At 63.6% G+C, this 16,489-nt stretch carries 13 protein-coding genes; 4 read left to right on the top strand and 9 right to left on the bottom strand.

All coding sequences use genetic code 11. The features are described from left to right. The 3 genes from E4P82_RS14620 to E4P82_RS14610 all read left to right on the top strand — a co-directional run. The coding region (locus tag E4P82_RS14620) for an integrase core domain-containing protein (RefSeq protein WP_169249577.1) at nt 1-341 on the top strand (341 nt) is incomplete at its 5' end. A 622-nt stretch (nt 342-963) separates the two neighbouring features. Then, complete coding sequence (locus E4P82_RS14615) at nt 964-1,743, top strand: N-formylglutamate amidohydrolase (RefSeq protein ID WP_246327603.1); 780 nt, start codon at nt 964-966, stop codon at nt 1,741-1,743. A gap of 139 nt (nt 1,744-1,882) precedes the next feature. Next, nucleotides 1,883-3,829: a diguanylate cyclase domain-containing protein gene (locus E4P82_RS14610; RefSeq protein ID WP_169249574.1), complete on the top strand. Its 1,947-nt coding sequence runs from the start codon at nt 1,883-1,885 to the stop codon at nt 3,827-3,829. Nucleotides 3,830-3,843: 14 nt separating this feature from the next. Here E4P82_RS14610 and recJ read toward each other — a convergent pair whose 3' ends face one another. From recJ to E4P82_RS14580, 6 genes are all read right to left on the bottom strand, one after another. Next, nucleotides 3,844-5,559 carry a single-stranded-DNA-specific exonuclease RecJ gene (recJ, locus tag E4P82_RS14605; protein ID WP_169249572.1) on the bottom strand — a complete coding sequence of 572 codons (1,716 nt, stop codon included), beginning with the start codon at nt 5,557-5,559 and terminating at the stop codon, nt 3,844-3,846. A 61-nt stretch (nt 5,560-5,620) separates the two neighbouring features. After that, nucleotides 5,621-6,655, bottom strand: a complete 1,035-nt coding sequence (locus tag E4P82_RS14600; protein WP_169249570.1) for a hypothetical protein — start codon at nt 6,653-6,655, stop codon at nt 5,621-5,623. A gap of 21 nt (nt 6,656-6,676) precedes the next feature. Next, a complete protein-coding gene (locus E4P82_RS14595; RefSeq protein WP_169249569.1) occupies nt 6,677-7,999 on the bottom strand; it encodes a homoserine dehydrogenase in 1,323 nt (440 codons plus the stop codon). 5 nt (nt 8,000-8,004) lie between these two features. After that, nucleotides 8,005-9,228, bottom strand: a complete 1,224-nt coding sequence (gene alaC / locus E4P82_RS14590) for an alanine transaminase (protein ID WP_169249568.1) — start codon at nt 9,226-9,228, stop codon at nt 8,005-8,007. Nucleotides 9,229-9,430: 202 nt separating this feature from the next. After that, complete coding sequence (ggt, locus tag E4P82_RS14585; protein ID WP_169249566.1) at nt 9,431-11,167, bottom strand: gamma-glutamyltransferase; 1,737 nt, start codon at nt 11,165-11,167, stop codon at nt 9,431-9,433. 614 nt (nt 11,168-11,781) lie between these two features. After that, the gene (locus E4P82_RS14580; protein WP_169249565.1) at nt 11,782-12,441 is read right to left on the bottom strand and encodes a response regulator; all 660 of its coding nucleotides are present in this window, start codon (nt 12,439-12,441) and stop codon (nt 11,782-11,784) included. 224 nt (nt 12,442-12,665) lie between these two features. On the opposite strand from E4P82_RS14580, the gene E4P82_RS14575 reads away from it, so the two are divergent. After that, nucleotides 12,666-13,001 (top strand): hypothetical protein, encoded by a 336-nt coding sequence (locus tag E4P82_RS14575; RefSeq protein ID WP_169249564.1) that lies wholly within the window; start codon nt 12,666-12,668, stop codon nt 12,999-13,001. Between the two features lie 54 nt (nt 13,002-13,055). Here E4P82_RS14575 and secF read toward each other — a convergent pair whose 3' ends face one another. From secF to yajC, 3 genes are read right to left on the bottom strand one after another with little or no spacing between them, the layout of a single operon-like run. Next, nucleotides 13,056-13,994: a protein translocase subunit SecF gene (gene secF, locus E4P82_RS14570; protein ID WP_169249563.1), complete on the bottom strand. Its 939-nt coding sequence runs from the start codon at nt 13,992-13,994 to the stop codon at nt 13,056-13,058. A gap of 19 nt (nt 13,995-14,013) precedes the next feature. After that, a complete protein-coding gene (gene secD / locus E4P82_RS14565) occupies nt 14,014-15,885 on the bottom strand; it encodes a protein translocase subunit SecD (protein WP_246327602.1) in 1,872 nt (623 codons plus the stop codon). A 36-nt stretch (nt 15,886-15,921) separates the two neighbouring features. After that, the gene (gene yajC, locus E4P82_RS14560; protein ID WP_211203162.1) at nt 15,922-16,233 is read right to left on the bottom strand and encodes a preprotein translocase subunit YajC; all 312 of its coding nucleotides are present in this window, start codon (nt 16,231-16,233) and stop codon (nt 15,922-15,924) included. Nucleotides 16,234-16,489: the final 256 nt, after the last annotated feature.

The raw sequence follows: 16,489 nt of genomic DNA, 5'->3' as shown, positions 1-16,489 counted from the left end.
ATCGGCGGTTATCGGCGCTGGGGCTTACCGGACCGCGCCTGGTGCAGAGCGATGCCGGTTCGGACTTTACCTCCGGTCACTTCCAGCAGGTCTGTCAGGGCATCGGGCAGTGGGTCCGTTGTCGCGTGGCCCAGGTCGGCGGCATGGGCATCCTGGAGCGCTTGAACCGCACCTTCAAGCACGAGTTCGTCTTTCGCCACGAGGTCAATACCCTGGCTGACCTCAAGGCCCTGTTGCCAGCGTTCCAGCGCTGGTATAACGAGCAGCGGTCACACAGCCGCTTGGAGTATCGCACCCCTGCTGCCGTCTTGGCTAACGAGGTGGCCGCTATACTCTCTTAGCAACCGGAAGACTTTTTTTGGGGCAGTACAAAGGGCGAACTGGGTCAGGGCGGAAAAGGCGTCGTTTATCATCCGCCAGATGGGCGATGAAGAGGGTTTCGGGGTGGTTGAGGGTGCAACGGATCGTGTGTTCGTCTACCTTTTCAGTGCAATCAACTCGATCCGTGCAGGTCCGTCATTGACGAACATCATCCGTTGTCCACCCACGGCGTATTGCGCTTCGGCGATCCGTGAGGCTGGTTTATTGCGCGAGCCGGATGCGCCGATCAGTAGCACCTCGACCCAGCAATTTCAAGCTCCTATCAACGTATAGATCCCGAGGGGGTTGGCGGCGGGGAAGGCGGGGTCGGCGGAGGATCGGGGGTCAGCATGGCGGCGGGTGGGCGAGGTGAGTTGATGGGGTATGCGAAGGGTCTTTGCTATTTTCGCGTGGCTTGCGAATTGTGATGTTGCCAAGAATACGCCGCGCCTTGACGGGGTTACAATACGTTGACAACCTCCCGCCGCCACGCCGTGGATTTCCACCGCTCGATTCCTATCATCGTCCGAGCTTGACTGTGTTGCCATGAATGATCCCGTTCCTCCGCCTTCACCGGTTCCTCCGCCTTCACCGGTTCCCTGCTTGCTCGGTCCCAAGGACCCGCCACCGTTTACCGTGGTCAATCCAGATGGTCGGTTTCCACTGGTGCTGGTCTGCGACCACGCCAGCAACGCGGTGCCCGCCGCGCTGAAGCAGCTTGGCCTGGGACAGGGGGAACTGGCCAGGCACATCGCCTGGGATATTGGCGCGGCCGGCGTCACCCGACGACTGGCGGCGCGGTTGGACGCACCGGCGGTGTTGTGCGGCTACTCGCGGCTGGTGATCGACTGCAACCGTCCCCCCGGCGACCCCACTTCGATCGCCGAGCTCAGTGACGGTACCTTTGTGCTCGGCAACCGCGCGCTCGGCGATGCCGCCGTCGAGGCGCGGGTGAACGAGGTATTTTGGCCCTATCATCAGGCGATCACCCAGATGTTGGCGCAGCACTGGCGACACGGTCATGGCCGGGCACCGGCGCTGATCGCCATTCACAGTTTTACGCCGACGATGAACGGGTTTCGTCGTCCGTGGCATCTCGGCGTGTTGTGGAACCGCGATTCACGATTGGCTGGACCGTTGCTGGACCGATTCCGCGTCGATCCCGAACTGTGCGTTGGCGACAACGAACCCTATTCCGGGCGCGAAGTCGGTTTCACCATGGATACCCACGGCGGCGCGGCCGGGTTGCCGCATGTGGAGGTGGAGATTCGCCAGGATTTGCTAGCCGACGAGGTTGGTCGCGAGCGCTGGGCGACGGTGGTGGGCGATGTTCTGGTCGCGGTGCTGCGGGACGAAACGCTGTATGCGGTCAAGCATTACTGAGTTTCGGTACTATCGGCTCAGGTTGTAGTACAATTTTATTGACAGTCGTATAGAATTATGCCTGCTGGAGAAAGCGCCAATCATGGCTGGGACGAGGGGGACGAACAATGCTGCGGAAGTGAATCGCCCGCGAACTCGCATGGCGGTTCCGACCTCGACACCCAATCCATCGGCGGTGGTGAATCGCCTGCGAATTCGCAGGGTGGTGCTGGCGCTGCTTTACGTGGCAGTCTGGGTGGGTTTCTGGCATGTATCGACCGCGCTGAACCTTGTCAGCGGGGTCAGTCTTTGGTATCCGTCGGCCGGGTTGACCTTCGCCGTTCTGCTGGAGTATGGCGCGTGTGCGCTGCCCCTGCCGGTTGGCGCTGCCTTGCTGGCCGGTCTATCTCTCTGGTCCTGGGAACAGTGGCCTTATTATCTGCTCAGCGTGTTTGTGCCTCCGCTCGGCTACGCCGTGGCCGCCCACATCCTGCGGGGTTATCCGGATCCGCGTTCCCATGGCAGGTGGCATTTCAACGACCCGCAGCGGGTCGCGGTTTTCCTCGCCGCCGGCGTCGGTGGGTCCCTGTTCGCGGCGCTGATCGGTGCCCAGATTCTGAATTTCGCCGGCCTACTGCCATCGCGAACATCGTTATCGCAGGCGATGCTGGGTTGGTGGGTTGGCGACTTTATCGGAGTGGTTATTTTTGCGCCGCTGGCCTTGATTTTCGCCGCGCCGCTGGCCCGGCAGTTCGGTCGGGGGGAACCGCCGCGCCTGCCCAGATCCTGGGTGGCGGTCGATCCGCCTTCGACGCGCCTGGTGCTGTTGCAAGGCTTGGTGGCGATCCTGCTGTTGGGAGGCTTGTTCTGGATCCCATATCATTTCTGGCAGAACCAACCGTATCCTTTCATGACCCTGCTGTTGCTGCCGGTGCTGATCTGGACCGTGGCGACCCGTGGTATCCGCGGTACCCTGGTGGTCGTGCTGCTGTACGAATTGGGCATCGTGACGATGGTGACGTTGTTCGGCCAGGCCGAGCGGGCGCTTCAGTATCAAGTGGTGATGGTGGCCATGGTGGCGTCCGGCTTGTTGGCCGGCGCGGTTTCCCAATCCCGGTTGGCCAGTATCGTGCGCTTTCGCGATCTGGTCGAAGTATCCAATGATCTGTTGTGGGAGTTCGACGCCAGCGGCCGTTTGTACCAGTTGAGCGGGCAATTGGCCCGGATCGCCGCCGTGCGGGAGGAACAGTTGCGGAGGCACTGGAGCCAGTACGTGATCCAGCAGGAACAGGATACCGATCTGGCCACGCTGCGGGCGACGATTCAACAGCGGCGGCCGTTCCGGCACATGGTGTTGCGAGTCCGCCTGCCGGGGCGGGAGCAGTCGGCCTGGACGCACAATAGCGGTTTACCCATGTTCGACGAAGATGGCGAGTTTTTAGGCTATCGCGGTACCACCGTTGACATTACCACCCATAAGAAGGCCGAGGCACTGCTGCGAGATTACGACCAGGCGCTGGAAGCCGAAGTGGCGGAGCGTACCCGCGCCCTGACCGAATTCAGCAAGCGCAACTGGCAGATGGCCAATTTTGACAGCCTGACCTCCCTGCCCAACCGCAATCTGTTCTTCGAACATCTGCGTAAGGGTTTAAAGCAGGCGCGGCGGCGGCGGCGGTTGCTGGCGCTGTTGCTGGTCGATCTGGATGGTTTCAAGGCGGTGAACGATACTTTCGGTCACGATATGGGTGATGAATTGCTTCGGCACATCGCCGAGCGCCTGCAACGTTGCGTGCGTGCCACCGATACCGTGGCGCGCCTGGGCGGCGATGAGTTTACGGTGGTTTTGCCCGATCTCGAACACATCGACGGCGCGAGCGCCGTGGCGCGGAAGATCATCGAATGCTTGGCGGAGCCGGTGCCGCTGGGAGAGGCGATCGGTATGGTGACGGCCAGCGTCGGGATCGCCGTGTATCGGCCGGAATCGCCGGACAGTCTCGAACTGGCGATGACGCTGCTGCGGCAGGCCGACGCCGCCATGTACGCCGCCAAGCGAGCCGGCAAGAACGCTTGGCGGTTCGCCGAGGCGGTCGATTCCGATCCGCCGTGAGCGGGGCCGGAGCGCTAAGCCGCTTCCAGGTGCTCGATGCGCAGTTGCAGCCGGCGTTCGCCGCGCCACTCGTTTACGTCCAGGCGGTAGGCGGCGCGTACCCGCGCCGTGCCGGGGTTGAATCCGGCCGCCCGCCGAAAGGCGATCGCTTCCAACGCCAGCAATGTCCCCGGCGGTCGCAACCACAATTTGAGGTGCTGATCCTTCAGGATGCGATGCGAACTCACCTCGAACAGCCCGTCGAACAGCGGCTCGGGAAAGCCCTGCCCCCAAGGACCGGCTTCGCGCAGCAGTTCGGCAATCTCCAGGGAAAACTCCGCTGGCGCCAGTTCGCCATCGCTCAGCAAGCGGCCCTGCAGATCGTCGTCGCTCAGCCACTGGCGAGTTTCGGTGTCGAACGCCTGGTTGAACGTCTCGAAATGCTCGCTTGTCAGCGTCAGGCCGGCGGCCATGGCATGACCGCCAAAGTGGCCGATCAGACCGGGATGTCGGGTCGCCACCGCAGCCAGCGCATCGCGCAGATGCATCCCCGCCACCGAACGCCCCGACCCCTTGATGTTGCCGTCTCGATCCGGCGCGAAGACGATCACCGGCCGGTTCAACTGCTCTTTCAGCCGGCCAGCGATGATGCCGACCACGCCCTGATGCCATTCGGGATCGAACAGACAGAGCCCGAAAGGCAGATCCGCCATGGTCGGCGCCAGCCGGTCGATCCACGCCAACGCCTGCGCCTGCATTTCAGCGGTTAACTCGCCGCGCTGCCGGTTGATTTCATGCAGCCGGCGCGCAATGCTCCGGGCAGTGTCCAGATCGTCGCTGAGCAGACATTCGATCCCCTGACTCATGTCTTCCAAGCGGCCAGCGGCATTGAGCCGGGGACCCAGATAGAAACCGATATCGCTGGCGCTCAGCCGGTCTTGCGAGCGACCGGCGATCTCGCACAAGGCGGCGATGCCGGGGATGCAGCGATCCTGGCGAATTCGTCGCAACCCTTGCTCGACCAGGATGCGATTATGGTGATCCAGCCGCACCACGTCCGCCACCGTGCCGAATGCGACTAAGTCGAGGAACTGGGCCAGATTCGGTTCGGCCAAGCCGCGCTCGGCGAACCAGTCGACCTCTCGCAATCGCGCCCGCAGCGCCATTAGCACATAAAAAGCCACGCCCACGCCCGCGAGATGCTTACTGGGGAAGCCGTCGCCCGGCTGGTTGGGGTTGACGATCGCCTCGGCGGCCGGCAAGGTCTGGCCAGGCGCATGATGATCGGTAATTAGCACCTTCATGCCCCGTGCCTGGGCAGCCCGCACGCCTTCATGGCTGGAGATGCCGTTGTCGACGGTGATCAGCAGATCGGGCCGCTCTCCGGCGGCGACCGCCACGATTTCCGGGGTCAGGCCATAACCGTGCTCGAAGCGGTTCGGCACGCGGTAGCCGACCCAGGCGGCGCCCATGGCTCGCAGCGCCCGCAGCGTCAGCGCGCAACTGGTGGCGCCGTCGGCATCGAAATCGGCGACGATCAGGATGCGCCAGCGTTCGCGCAGGGCGGCGTAAAGCAACTCAACCGCTTTTTCCATGCCGAGGAGCGCATCGGGTGGCGTCAGTAGCCGCAATTCCCGCTGTAGTTCGTCGGCGAAACGCACCCCGCGGGCAGCGTAGATGCGTTGCAACAGAGGAGCGACGGGTAAATCGGCGGCGGGAGGCGCAGTTCGGCGGACGATGAAGGTGGACATGGCAAGTGAGTGGCGATGGAGTCGGGTAGCCCTGCATCTGCGTTGGGCCGGACGAGGGCGGTCAACGCAGGTGTTGGGCCAGCGGTCGGGCACGTTGCCAGAATCGCCAGCGCGCGGCGCCGGTGACGGTGTAACGGCGGCCGTTGCCGGGATAGAGGTGCAGCGCCGTCAGTTTGCCGGTTTGCAGCCAGCGCCGGCAGGGTGCGAACCAGTCCCGTTCCAGCGTGGCGATATGCTCGATCCAGTGCTCGGGATTGCCGTCGGCGGCGTCGTGGCGGGTCGTTTCCAGCACCGTCAGACTGTCCGTTTCGGTGGCGGCGGCTTCCCGCCAATCTTCGGCCCGTTCGGGTAGAGGGTCGATGGCCGTCCCGCTCAAGCGCGCCAGCCCGCGAACCAGCGGGTCGCGAGCGTACAGTCCGGCGGTGGGCGCGCGGGCGGCCGTTGGACAAGAACCACCGCCCCAGAACCAGAGACCGTTGATCATCGGTTGACGGCGCTGTTCCCGCGCCTGGTTCAGCGGATGACCGTGAAACAGCATCTGAATTTCGGTCAGCAGGGTGTGCCAGCGGCGGGCGTTCGGCCCGGCCGGCAACAGCGCATTGATGTTGCGGCCAGCGGCGGCGCTCAATGTTTGAGTGCGGATGCCGGGATCGGTCGGTAGCCGCAGATACCAGCGCTCGGGGCAGGGCGCTTCGAGCCGCAGACCGTCTTCGGCGAAGGTCTGGTTGAATGTCGCCACCAGCGCCGTGGCCTCGTCCGCTTCGATGGCAAGCGTTCGCGCGTCCGCCAGAAACACGCCACCGTGCATATCGGCTCGTAGATGGACCGGATCGGCGCGCAGCCACCAGTCGCCATCACCGGCTTTGCCATTGTCGGCCAAGTGGGTGAGCACCGCGACGGGTAGGTCGGCGTCGATGGGAGCGGGCAGGCCGAACAGTTCGAACAGCACTTCATCAAGGGTGGCCGGCACGGGGCCGGTATCGGCGCGAGCCAGTAGCCATTCCAGTGCCGGCGCGGTCGATCGGAACAGCGCCGGATCGGTGCCGTCGGGCTGTTGCAGCAGGCCGGGGACCAGCAAGTACAGGAGGGTGGCCACGAAGATCGTCGGTCCGGGCGCTCAGTCCGAATTGAGGTGTTCCATGCGGATGCGGACCACCGGCGCGTGGATGCTGTCCAGCGCCTCGATGGCGGCGATGGCTTCGTTCATCCTTTGCTCCCGTACCCGGTAGGTCAGCAGGATGATCGGCACGTCGCGGGCGCCGGGCGGCGGTTCTTTTTGCAGGACGGCCTCAATGCTGATATCGCGGTCGGCGAGGATGCGGGTGACGTCGGCCAGCACGCCGGAGCGATCCACGGCCTGCAAACGCAGGTAGTAGCAGGTCTCCACTTCGGTCATCGGTAGCACCGGCAGGTCCGATAGGGCATCCGGCTGGAAGGCCAGATGCGGGACGCGGTTGTCCGGGTCGACGGTCAGGGTGCGCACCACGTCGATGATGTCGGCTACTACCGCCGAGGCGGTCGGTTCGGCGCCGGCCCCGGCCCCGTAGAACAGGCTCTGACCGACGGCATCGCCCCTGACCAGTACCGCGTTCATCACCCCGCTGACGCTGGCCAGCAGTTGCCGCTGCGGGATCAGGGTCGGATGCACCCGCAGTTGCGCGCCCCGTTCGTCGCGACGGGCGATACCCAAGTGCTTGATGCGATAGCCCAGTTGTTCGGCGTAGGCGACGTCCTCGCGGGTGATGCGGCTGATGCCCTCAATGTAGACCTTGTCGAACTGCAAGGGAATGCCGAAGGCGATCGAGGCGAGAATGGTCAGCTTGTGGGCGGCGTCGATGCCCTCAACGTCGAAGGTCGGATCGGCCTCGGCATAGCCCAGTGCCTGCGCCTCGGCCAGCACGTCCGGGAAGTCGCGGCCCTTGTCGCGCATTTCGGTCAGGATGAAGTTGGCGGTGCCGTTGATGATGCCCGCCACCCATTCCAGGCGGTTGCCGGCCAGCCCCTCGCGGATGGCCTTGATGATCGGGATACCGCCGGCCACCGCCGCCTCGAAGCCGACCATCGTGCCGGCGGCCTGGGCGGCGGCGAAGATTTCGTTGCCGTGCTTGGCGATCAACGCTTTGTTGGCGGTGACCACATGCTTGCCGTTGGCCAGCGCTCGCAGCACCAGGCTACGTGCCGGCTCGTAGCCGCCCAACAGCTCGACGATGATCGAGATGTCGGGATCGTTCACCACCTCCAGCGCCTCGCCGGTCAGTTTGATGCCGGCGGTGCGGGCGGTGGTGCTGTCCAGATTGCGGGCGGCGGCGTGGGAAATCAGGATTTCGCGCCCGGCGCGACGGCTGATCTCCTCGGCGTTGCGTGCCAGCACATGAGTGACACCGCCGCCGACCGTACCCAGACCGAGCAAACCGATTTTGACTGGAGGATAGCTGCTCATGGCGCTTAGACTCCCGCCGCCCGCGCCAGCGGGGGAGCGGCGAGGTCGCGATTATCCTTGCGGAACATCTCGCGGATACCGCGCACCGCCTGCCGAGTGCGATGCTCGTTTTCGATCAGGCCGAAGCGCACATGGTCGTCGCCGTACTCGCCGAAACCGATGCCGGGGGAGACCGCCACCTTCGCCTCGGCCAGTAGCTTCTTGCAGAACTCCAGGGAGCCCAGCGCACGGTACTGCTCGGGGATTTTCGCCCAGACGAACATGGTGGCCTTGGGTTTTTCGACGGTCCAGCCGATGGCGTTCAGGCCGTCGCACAACACGTCGCGGCGCTTGCGGTACATGTCGCAAATCTCGGCGACGCACTCCTGCGGGCCTTCCAGCGCGGTGATGGCGGCCACCTGGATCGGCGTGAACATGCCGTAGTCGAGGTAGGATTTCATCCGGCCCAGCGCGGCGATCAGCGTTGGGCTACCGCACATGAAGCCGACCCGCCAGCCGGGCATGTTGTAGCTCTTGGACAGGGTGAAGGATTCGATCGCCACTTCCTTGGCATCCGGCACTTGTAGGATCGAGGGCGCGGTATAGCCATCGAACACCAGGTCGGCGTAGGCCAGATCGTGAATGACCCAGATTTTGTGTTCGCGGGCGATGGCCACCACCTTTTCGAAGAAATCCAGCTCCACGCACTGGGTGGTGGGGTTGGCCGGGAAGTTCAGCACCAGCATTCTGGGACGTGGCCACGAATCCTTGATCGCTTTTTCCAGTTCGGAAAAGAAATCCACGCCGGGAATCAGGGGCACATGGCGAATGTCGGCGCCGGCGATGACGAAGCCATAGGGGTGAATCGGATAGGCTGGGTTGGGCACCAGCACTGCGTCGCCCGGACTCATGGTCGCCAGGGCCAGGTGGGCCAGCCCTTCCTTGGAGCCGATGGTGGCGATGGCCTCGCTGTCGAAGTCGAGTTCGACGGCGTAGCGGGCCTTGTACCAGTTGCAGATGGCCCGGCGCAGGCGCGGGATGCCGCGCGACACCGAGTAGCGGTGGGTATCGGGGCGTTGGGCGGCTTCGACCAGTTTGGCGACGATGTGTTTTGGGGTCGGCTGGTCGGGGTTGCCCATGCCGAAGTCGATGATGTCCTCGCCGCGGGCGCGAGCCTTGGCCTTCAGATCGTTGACGATGTTGAAGACATAAGGTGGCAGGCGTTTGATGCGTTGGAAGTCGGCGTTCAAGAGTGTGTTCCCAAAGAGCTAAATCACGGGGGTTCCGGCGGGCGGTCCGCGCTCGGGCCGAAGGCCAACGGGAAGAGCGGCGATTGCCGGACGGACTGAAAAGTCTACCTATAAGCGAGGCAGGCTGTCGAGTTGAACCGCGTGGCGCGGGGGCGGGCGCGGGTTTCCGCCGGGACTGGTGGGGAGATCCGCTCCGATCGGTTCAATATCCCGCCGCCGATCCGCCGGCCCAGCGGGTGTCGGGAAAGCCGTACAGCCCTTCCGGCGCGCGGACGATGCTTTGAGTGTCGCCCATCGTATCCTTGACCACGACCTTGTGTCCCCATGCTTCCAGCAAGCGCACGGTATCCGGGCTGAGTCCTTCCTCGATCCGCAGTTCGTCCGGTAGCCACTGGTGATGCACGCGCGGGGCGACCGTGGCTTCGGCGATGTTCATGCCGTGGTCGATGACGTTGAGCAGGATTTGCAGCACGGTGGTGATGATGCGGCTGCCGCCGGGGCTGCCGGTGACCAGCAGCAACTGGCCATTCCTGAAGACGAGGGTCGGCGTCATGGAACTGAGCGGGCGCTTGCCGGGGCCGACCGCGTTGGCGTCGCCGCCGATCAGCCCATAAGCGTTCGGTACCCCCGGCTTGGCGGCGAAGTCGTCCATCTCATTGTTGAGCAGGATGCCGGTACCGGCGGCGACGATGCCGGAGCCATAGCCAAAATTCAGGGTATAGGTCACGGCGACGGCGTTGCCGTCCCGGTCCACCACCGAGTAGTGCGTGGTTTGCTCGCTTTCGTGGCGTTGGGGCTGACCGGGTTTGATCGCCGTCGCCGGTTTGGCTCGGTTCGGATCGATGCTCGCCGCCAGCTCCTTGGCATAAGCCTTCGAGATCAGGCCGGCGACCGGTACCTTGGTGAAATCCGGATCGCCCAGGTACTCGCTACGGTCGGCATAGGCGAGCTTCATGGCTTCGGCCATGCGGTGGATGGTGGCGGCGCTGTTGTGACCCAGCTCGCCCAGCGGCCAGGTTTCCAGGATGTTGAGGATCTGGATGAGATGCGCGCCGCCGGAACTGGGTGGCGGCATGGAAACGATCTCGTAACCGCGATAGTTGCCCCGTACCGGCGCGCGGACCAAGGCCCGATAATTCTTGAGGTCGTCCAGGGTGATCAAGCCCTGGTGGGCGGTCATGTCGGCGACCAGTTTTTGGGCGATTTCCCCTTCGTAGAAAGCCTTGGAACCCTGTTCGGCGATCAGTTTGAGCGAGGCGGCCAGATCCGGTTGTGCCAGCGTTTCGCCCGGCTGGTAAGTGGAACCATCGGCCTTGAAAAAGCTTTTCATGCTCGCCGGCCAAGACGCCATCCGCTCGCGGGTTTCCCGCAGTGACCGCGCCAGCTCCGCATCGACCGGAAAACCCCGCTCGGCCAGTTGCGCGGCCGGTTCGACCAGTTGTCGCCATGGCAGGCGACCGTGGCGTTCGTGAGCCAGCGCCAGTCCGGCCACTGTGCCCGGCACGCCGGCCGCTTGATGGCTGAAACGAATGCGCGCTTCATCCACGTTACCCTGCTCGTTCAGGTACAGGTCCCGACCGGCGGCGGCGGGCGCGGTTTCCCGGAAATCGATGGCTTCGGTTTGCCGGGTTTGCGCGTTGTAGGTCAGCATGAAGCCGCCGCCACCCAGATTGCCAGCCTGTGGCAGGGTGACCGCTAGCGCGAAGCCGACCGCCACCGCCGCATCGACCGCGTCGCCACCCTTTTTGAGGATGTCCAACCCGATTTCGCTGGCTCGCGCTTCCTGGCTGACCACCATGCCGTTCGGGGCGAAGACCGGGTGGATGCGGTCCCGGGGGGAGAAGAGCGCGGGTTCGGCCAGGGCTGCGTCCGGTAGCAGCCAACACCATCCCCATAGCAGCAGAACGGGTGCGTGGAAAAAAGGGGATGAGAGGCGCATGGCGGCGTTTTGGCAAATGGCGAAGGACACTAACCCGCGACCCGCCGGGCTCGAACGCCGGGCGGGGTTACGAAACGTCGATCAAGGCTCAGAATAGCTTGAGCACGGAGCCGATCAGGGCGATGGCCGCTCCTAGCAGGGCAACGATGCTGATCACCATGGCCACGGTGCCACGGTTCGTCGACGATCCGCCCGTTTCGGTGCTCAGGTTGGCGGTGGCTTGCCGAACCGCGCGCTCCGAGGTTTCCCGGGCGATGGTTTCGATGACCGGCTGAATGCCGCCGCGAACCATCTGGATGATCTGCTGCTTGAAGTCCTGGCTGTCTATGGCCAAGGTCAGTGTCTCCTTGCTATGCCGGTCGACCCGGGCTTCGATTTCCTTGAGCAGTTCTTCTCGGTTGATTTCCAGGCCGTGGGCGACGTTGCGCTGCGAGACGCCCTCGCTGACTTCGCGGGCGGCCTGTTCGGCCACGGCTCGGGCGCTTTCCTGCGCGGTGGTGCGCGCCGTGCGTTCGGCGGTGCCCCGGGCGATTTCGGTGGCGACCTGTTTGGCGGCCTCCTGCGAGGCGCGTACCGCCGCATGCGCCGCCCGCCGGCCCAGATCCTCGGCGACGCTACGCGCGGTCTGCACCGCGATTTCGCGGGTCAGGTTGGGGACCAGTTCCTGGATGATGTCTCGGGCCACCTTCTCCGCAGCCGCCCAGGCCACGCGTTCGGCGATTTGTTCGACTTCCGAGGAAGCCTCGGCCATTCCAGCGGGGACGCGGATCGGAGCCTCGGCGGCGGGAGTCGCTTTTTCGGGGGGGCACGGCCAACTCGGGAAGCGTCGCCGGCGCTTTTTCGACCACGCTGGGCATGGGGACGGCCGTCGCGGGTGTGCCGATTTCTTCCATGGAAATGGCCGCGGTACCCTCGCTGACTGTTTGCATGACCGCATCCAGTTGGTCCGGGGTGTAAGGTTTGGAGAGAAACCCGACCGCGCCGCTTTCCTTGGCGTCCCGCTTGTCCTCGTCGGTGGCGTTGGCGGAGCACATGACGATGGGGGACGCATCCTGATGCTGTCCGGTGATGGCGCGAGTGGTTTCGAAGCCGTCCATGCCGGGCATCATGACGTCCATGAAGATGATGTCCGGCTTCTTGGTTTCCAGGTACTTGATGCAATCTTCGCCCGATCCGACCCAGTCGACCTCGATGCCGCGCTCAAGTAACAGCTTGCGTAAGGTCAGGTGGGCGACTTTGGAGTCATCCACCACCAGCGCCTTTTTGATGTTCATGCAGGCCTCCTACGGCATGAGAATCGTCGAATAACCTTGGTATGTCCTGACTATTAGGACTGGCAAACGTGTTTTCGATCCGTTGCGGTCGTTATGCAACAGTTGAATATTGAGACTATGGTTATAGTCGGATCTTCGCGAAATGCACGGCTAATGTTTCGCGTGGGAACGACCCAACCTTGACCGATACGATACTTTAATAATTCCACTGGAGGAACCATGCCATGAAACGAACCATGCTTGCACTGATCGCCCCACCCGCGGCGGTTGCCCGTTACGGCTGCGTGAGCTGCACCGCGGCGCCGATCGGCGTGTTCTGGTTGGGGAGCCTGGCCTGCATCGGCTACGGCTTGGCCGGCGGCACGCTGGGCAGTCTGCTCGGCCCGAATTTCCTGATTGCGGCTGGCGTTCTGCTGTGGTTGATCGCCACGGCCTGGGCGCGCTTGGTGATCCGAGGCGTGGAAAGCGATCTGTTCCAGCGCGCGGACAGCACGCAGGCTCACCAAGTGGAGCCGCAAGCCGACGAGGACCCGTTTCACCAACTTCGGAGCAATTCCTAAGCGCGTCACGCGCGAGCAAGCGGCCAGGGAGGTTACGGCTTCCCTGGCTGTGCGTCAGGGTCGTTCATCCGCGGCCTCTTTCGCCTTTGGCAACAAATCCTCGCGGCTGATGCCCAGGTATAGCGCGCTGGCGCTGGCGATGTAAATGGACGAGTAGGTGCCGACCAGGATGCCGACGATCATGGCGATCGAGAAACCATGCATCACCGTGCCGCCAAGAAAGTATAGGACGATGACCGATAGCAGGGTGGCCAGGCTGGTCATGAGGGTGCGTGAGAGCGTTTCGTTGATCGAACGGTTCATGATCTCCAGCACCGAGCCCTTGCGCCGCTTGCGGAAGTTTTCGCGGATGCGGTCCAGCACCACCACGGTGTCGTTGACCGAATAGCCGATCACCGCCAGCACGGCCGCCAGCACCGTCAGGTCGAATTCGAGATGGAACAGCGAAAACCAGCCCACGGTGAAAACCACGTCATGGACAGTGGCGGCGATGGTGCCGACCGCTAACCGCCATTCGAAGCGGAACATGACGTAGACCAGAATCCCCGCCAGGGCACCCAGCGCCGCCAGCCCGCCCTGTTCGACCAGCTCTTGGCCCACCTGCGGCCCGACGAACTCGGCTCGCGCCAGCGTGGCGCCCGCGCCGCCCTCGGCATCCTGCAAGGCGCGCAGCACCTCGTTGCTCAAGGTGGCGGCGTTACGCTGGTCGTGCGGCGGGATGCGGATCAGCACATCCTTGGAAGTGCCGAAGTGCTGAGTTTGGGCGTCGCCGAAGCCGGCCTTGACCAAGGTTTCGCGGACCTTGGGAATTTCCACCGGTTGTGCATATTGCACCTCGATCACCGTGCCACCGGTGAAATCAAGCCCCAGGTTCATGCCCTGGACCAGTAACGAACCGACCGCGATCAGCAATACGATGATGGACCAAGCCATCGCCACCTTGCGCCAGCGCAAAAAATCGATATTGGTGTTGTAAAGACTGAATCGTTCCATAACCCTGTTCCGCTCCGTTTCAGATGGTCAGCTTTTGCAGCTTGCGGCCGCCGTAGATGAGATTGACCAACGCCCGCGAACCGGTGACTGCCGTGAACATCGAGGTCACGATGCCGATGCTAAGAGTGACCGCGAAGCCCTTGATCGGGCCGGTACCAAAGCCGAACAGCATGATGGCCGCGATCAGGGTGGTCAGGTTGGAGTCGATGATGGTGTCGAAGGCTCGGTCGAAGCCGGCGTGGATCGCCGCCTGCGGGCTGTTGCCGTTGCGTATTTCCTCGCGGATACGTTCGTAGATCAGCACGTTGGCGTCCACCGCCATGCCCATGGTCAGCACGATGCCAGCAATGCCGGGTAGGGTGAGGGTGGCTTGCAGCATGGACAGCGCGGCGATGAGCAACACCACGTTGGCGGCTAGCGCGGCGGTGGCGATGGCACCGAACCAGCGGTAGCGCCCGACCATGAACGCGGCGATCACCAGCAGCGAGACCATGGCGGCGCGGAAGCCTTGCGCGATGTTTTCCTTGCCGGCGCTGGGGCCGACGGTGCGCTCCTCGATGATCTCGATCGGGCTGGCCAGCGCGCCGGCTCGCAACAGCAGAGCCAGATCGCGGGCTTCGCGGGTGCTGTCCAGCCCGGTGATCTGGAAGCGCCGGCCCAACCGGTCGCGGATGGTGGCGAGATTGATGACTTCCTCGACCGTGTAGGCGGTTTTCTTCAATTCGCCGTCCACCCGCTTGGTCTCGGTTTTGTTCTCGATGAACACCACGCCCATGCGCTTGCCGATGTTGTCCTTGGTCGCGTCCTCGAAGCGCTTGGCGCCCTTGCCGTCCAGAGTGACGAACACCGCCGGCCCACCGCTTTGCTGATCCAGCCCGGAGGCGGCGTCGACGATGGAGTCGCCGGTCAGCATCACCCGTTTTTGCAGCAGCACCGGGCGACCCTCGCGATCCTTGTACAGTCGCGAGTTGAGCGGGATGCGGCCGGTGGCGGCGGCTTGGGTCCAGTCGTTTTCCTCGTCCGCCAGCCGGAATTCCAGGGTGGCGGTGGCGCCGAGGATTTCCTTGGCGCGGGCGGTGTCCTGCACGCCGGGCAGTTGCACCACGATGCGGTCGTTGCCCTGCTGTTGGATGATCGGTTCGGCCACGCCCAATTCGTTGACTCGATTGCGCAGGGTGGTGATGTTCTGCTGTAGGGCGAAATCGCGCTTTTCCCGGATTTCCGGTTCGCCGAGAGTCAGTTTCAGGCTAAGCGGGTCCGATTCGGTCTGTTGCAGACTGGGTAGTTGCTTATGCAGCACCTGGGCGGCCTTGTCGCGTTCGGCGCCATCCTTGAACTCGACGCGTATGCCGCCGTTCGCCGCCCGACCCACCGAGGTGTACAGCACCTTCGCGGCGCGTAGTTGGGCACGGACGTCCTCGACGTAGCTGTCTTCGACCTGTTTGATGGTGGCGTCCATGTCCACTTGCATCAGAAAATGCACGCCGCCGCGCAGATCCAGGCCGAGATACATCGGGTTCAAGCCCAGCGCCCGCAGAAAGCCCGGTTCCGACGAAGCCAGGTTGAGGGCGACGATGTAGTCGCGACCCAAGCGGTCCTTGAGGATGTCGGCGGCCTTGAGCTGTTCTTCCGGGTCGGTAAAGCGGACCAGCAAGCGATCGGCTTCCAACTCCAGCCGCTTATGGGGTAGCTTTTCGGTGTCGAGCAAGGCGGCGACCCGATCCTGGAACGCCGGATCGATGGCGATGTTGGCCCGGGCACCGGAGATTTGCACCGCCGGATCCTCGCCGAACAGATTGGGCAGCGCAAAAATCAGGCCCCATAGTATGACTAGGCCGATCAGCAGATATTTCCACCAGGGATATTGATTCAGGGTGTAAGGCGTGGCCATGGAACGGCGTTTCCCGCGTGGCGCCGGGCGGCGCGGTTACAGAGTGCCTTTGTAGGTGCCCTTGGGCATCAGCGAGCTGACGGATTGCTTTTGAATCCTGATCTGCACGTTTTCGGCGATTTCCACCTGCACGAAATTCTCGCCCACCTCGGTGATTCGGCCTAGCACGCCGCCGCCGGAGACGATTTCATCGCCCTTCTTGAGCGCGTCCACCATTTGCTTGTGTTCTTTGGCGCGCTTGGTCTGGGGGCGGATCAGCAGGAAGTAGAAGGCGCCGATCAGGATAATGGGAAACAACAGGTTCATCAGGCCCAGCTCGCCGCCGGAGGGAGCGCCGGTTTGGGCCATGGCGGCGGGGATCAGGACGTTCAAGATGCTTTCCACGGTAGTTCCTCTTGGTTTGCCGGTCCCGACTTGCGGTCGCGCTGGCGAGAATCGGGGCGACCGTTGGCGGTGCTGGGCAGCGGAGTTCGCACGGGGATGGGCAGGGGGTCTGATTTAAAACTCGCCATTATACACAGGCGGTGAAATTTGCCCGGGTTTTTCATGGTCGCCGCGAGCGCTTCCGGCCCTCTTGCGGCGTGACGCCCCGCCGTGTTTCACC

It is taken from the genome of Candidatus Competibacter phosphatis (assembly GCF_012939995.1).
GTDB lineage: Bacteria > Pseudomonadota > Gammaproteobacteria > Competibacterales > Competibacteraceae > Competibacter > Competibacter phosphatis.
The sequence above is the reverse complement of the archived record's forward strand: the minus strand, read 5'-3'. Positions and strand labels throughout refer to the sequence as shown.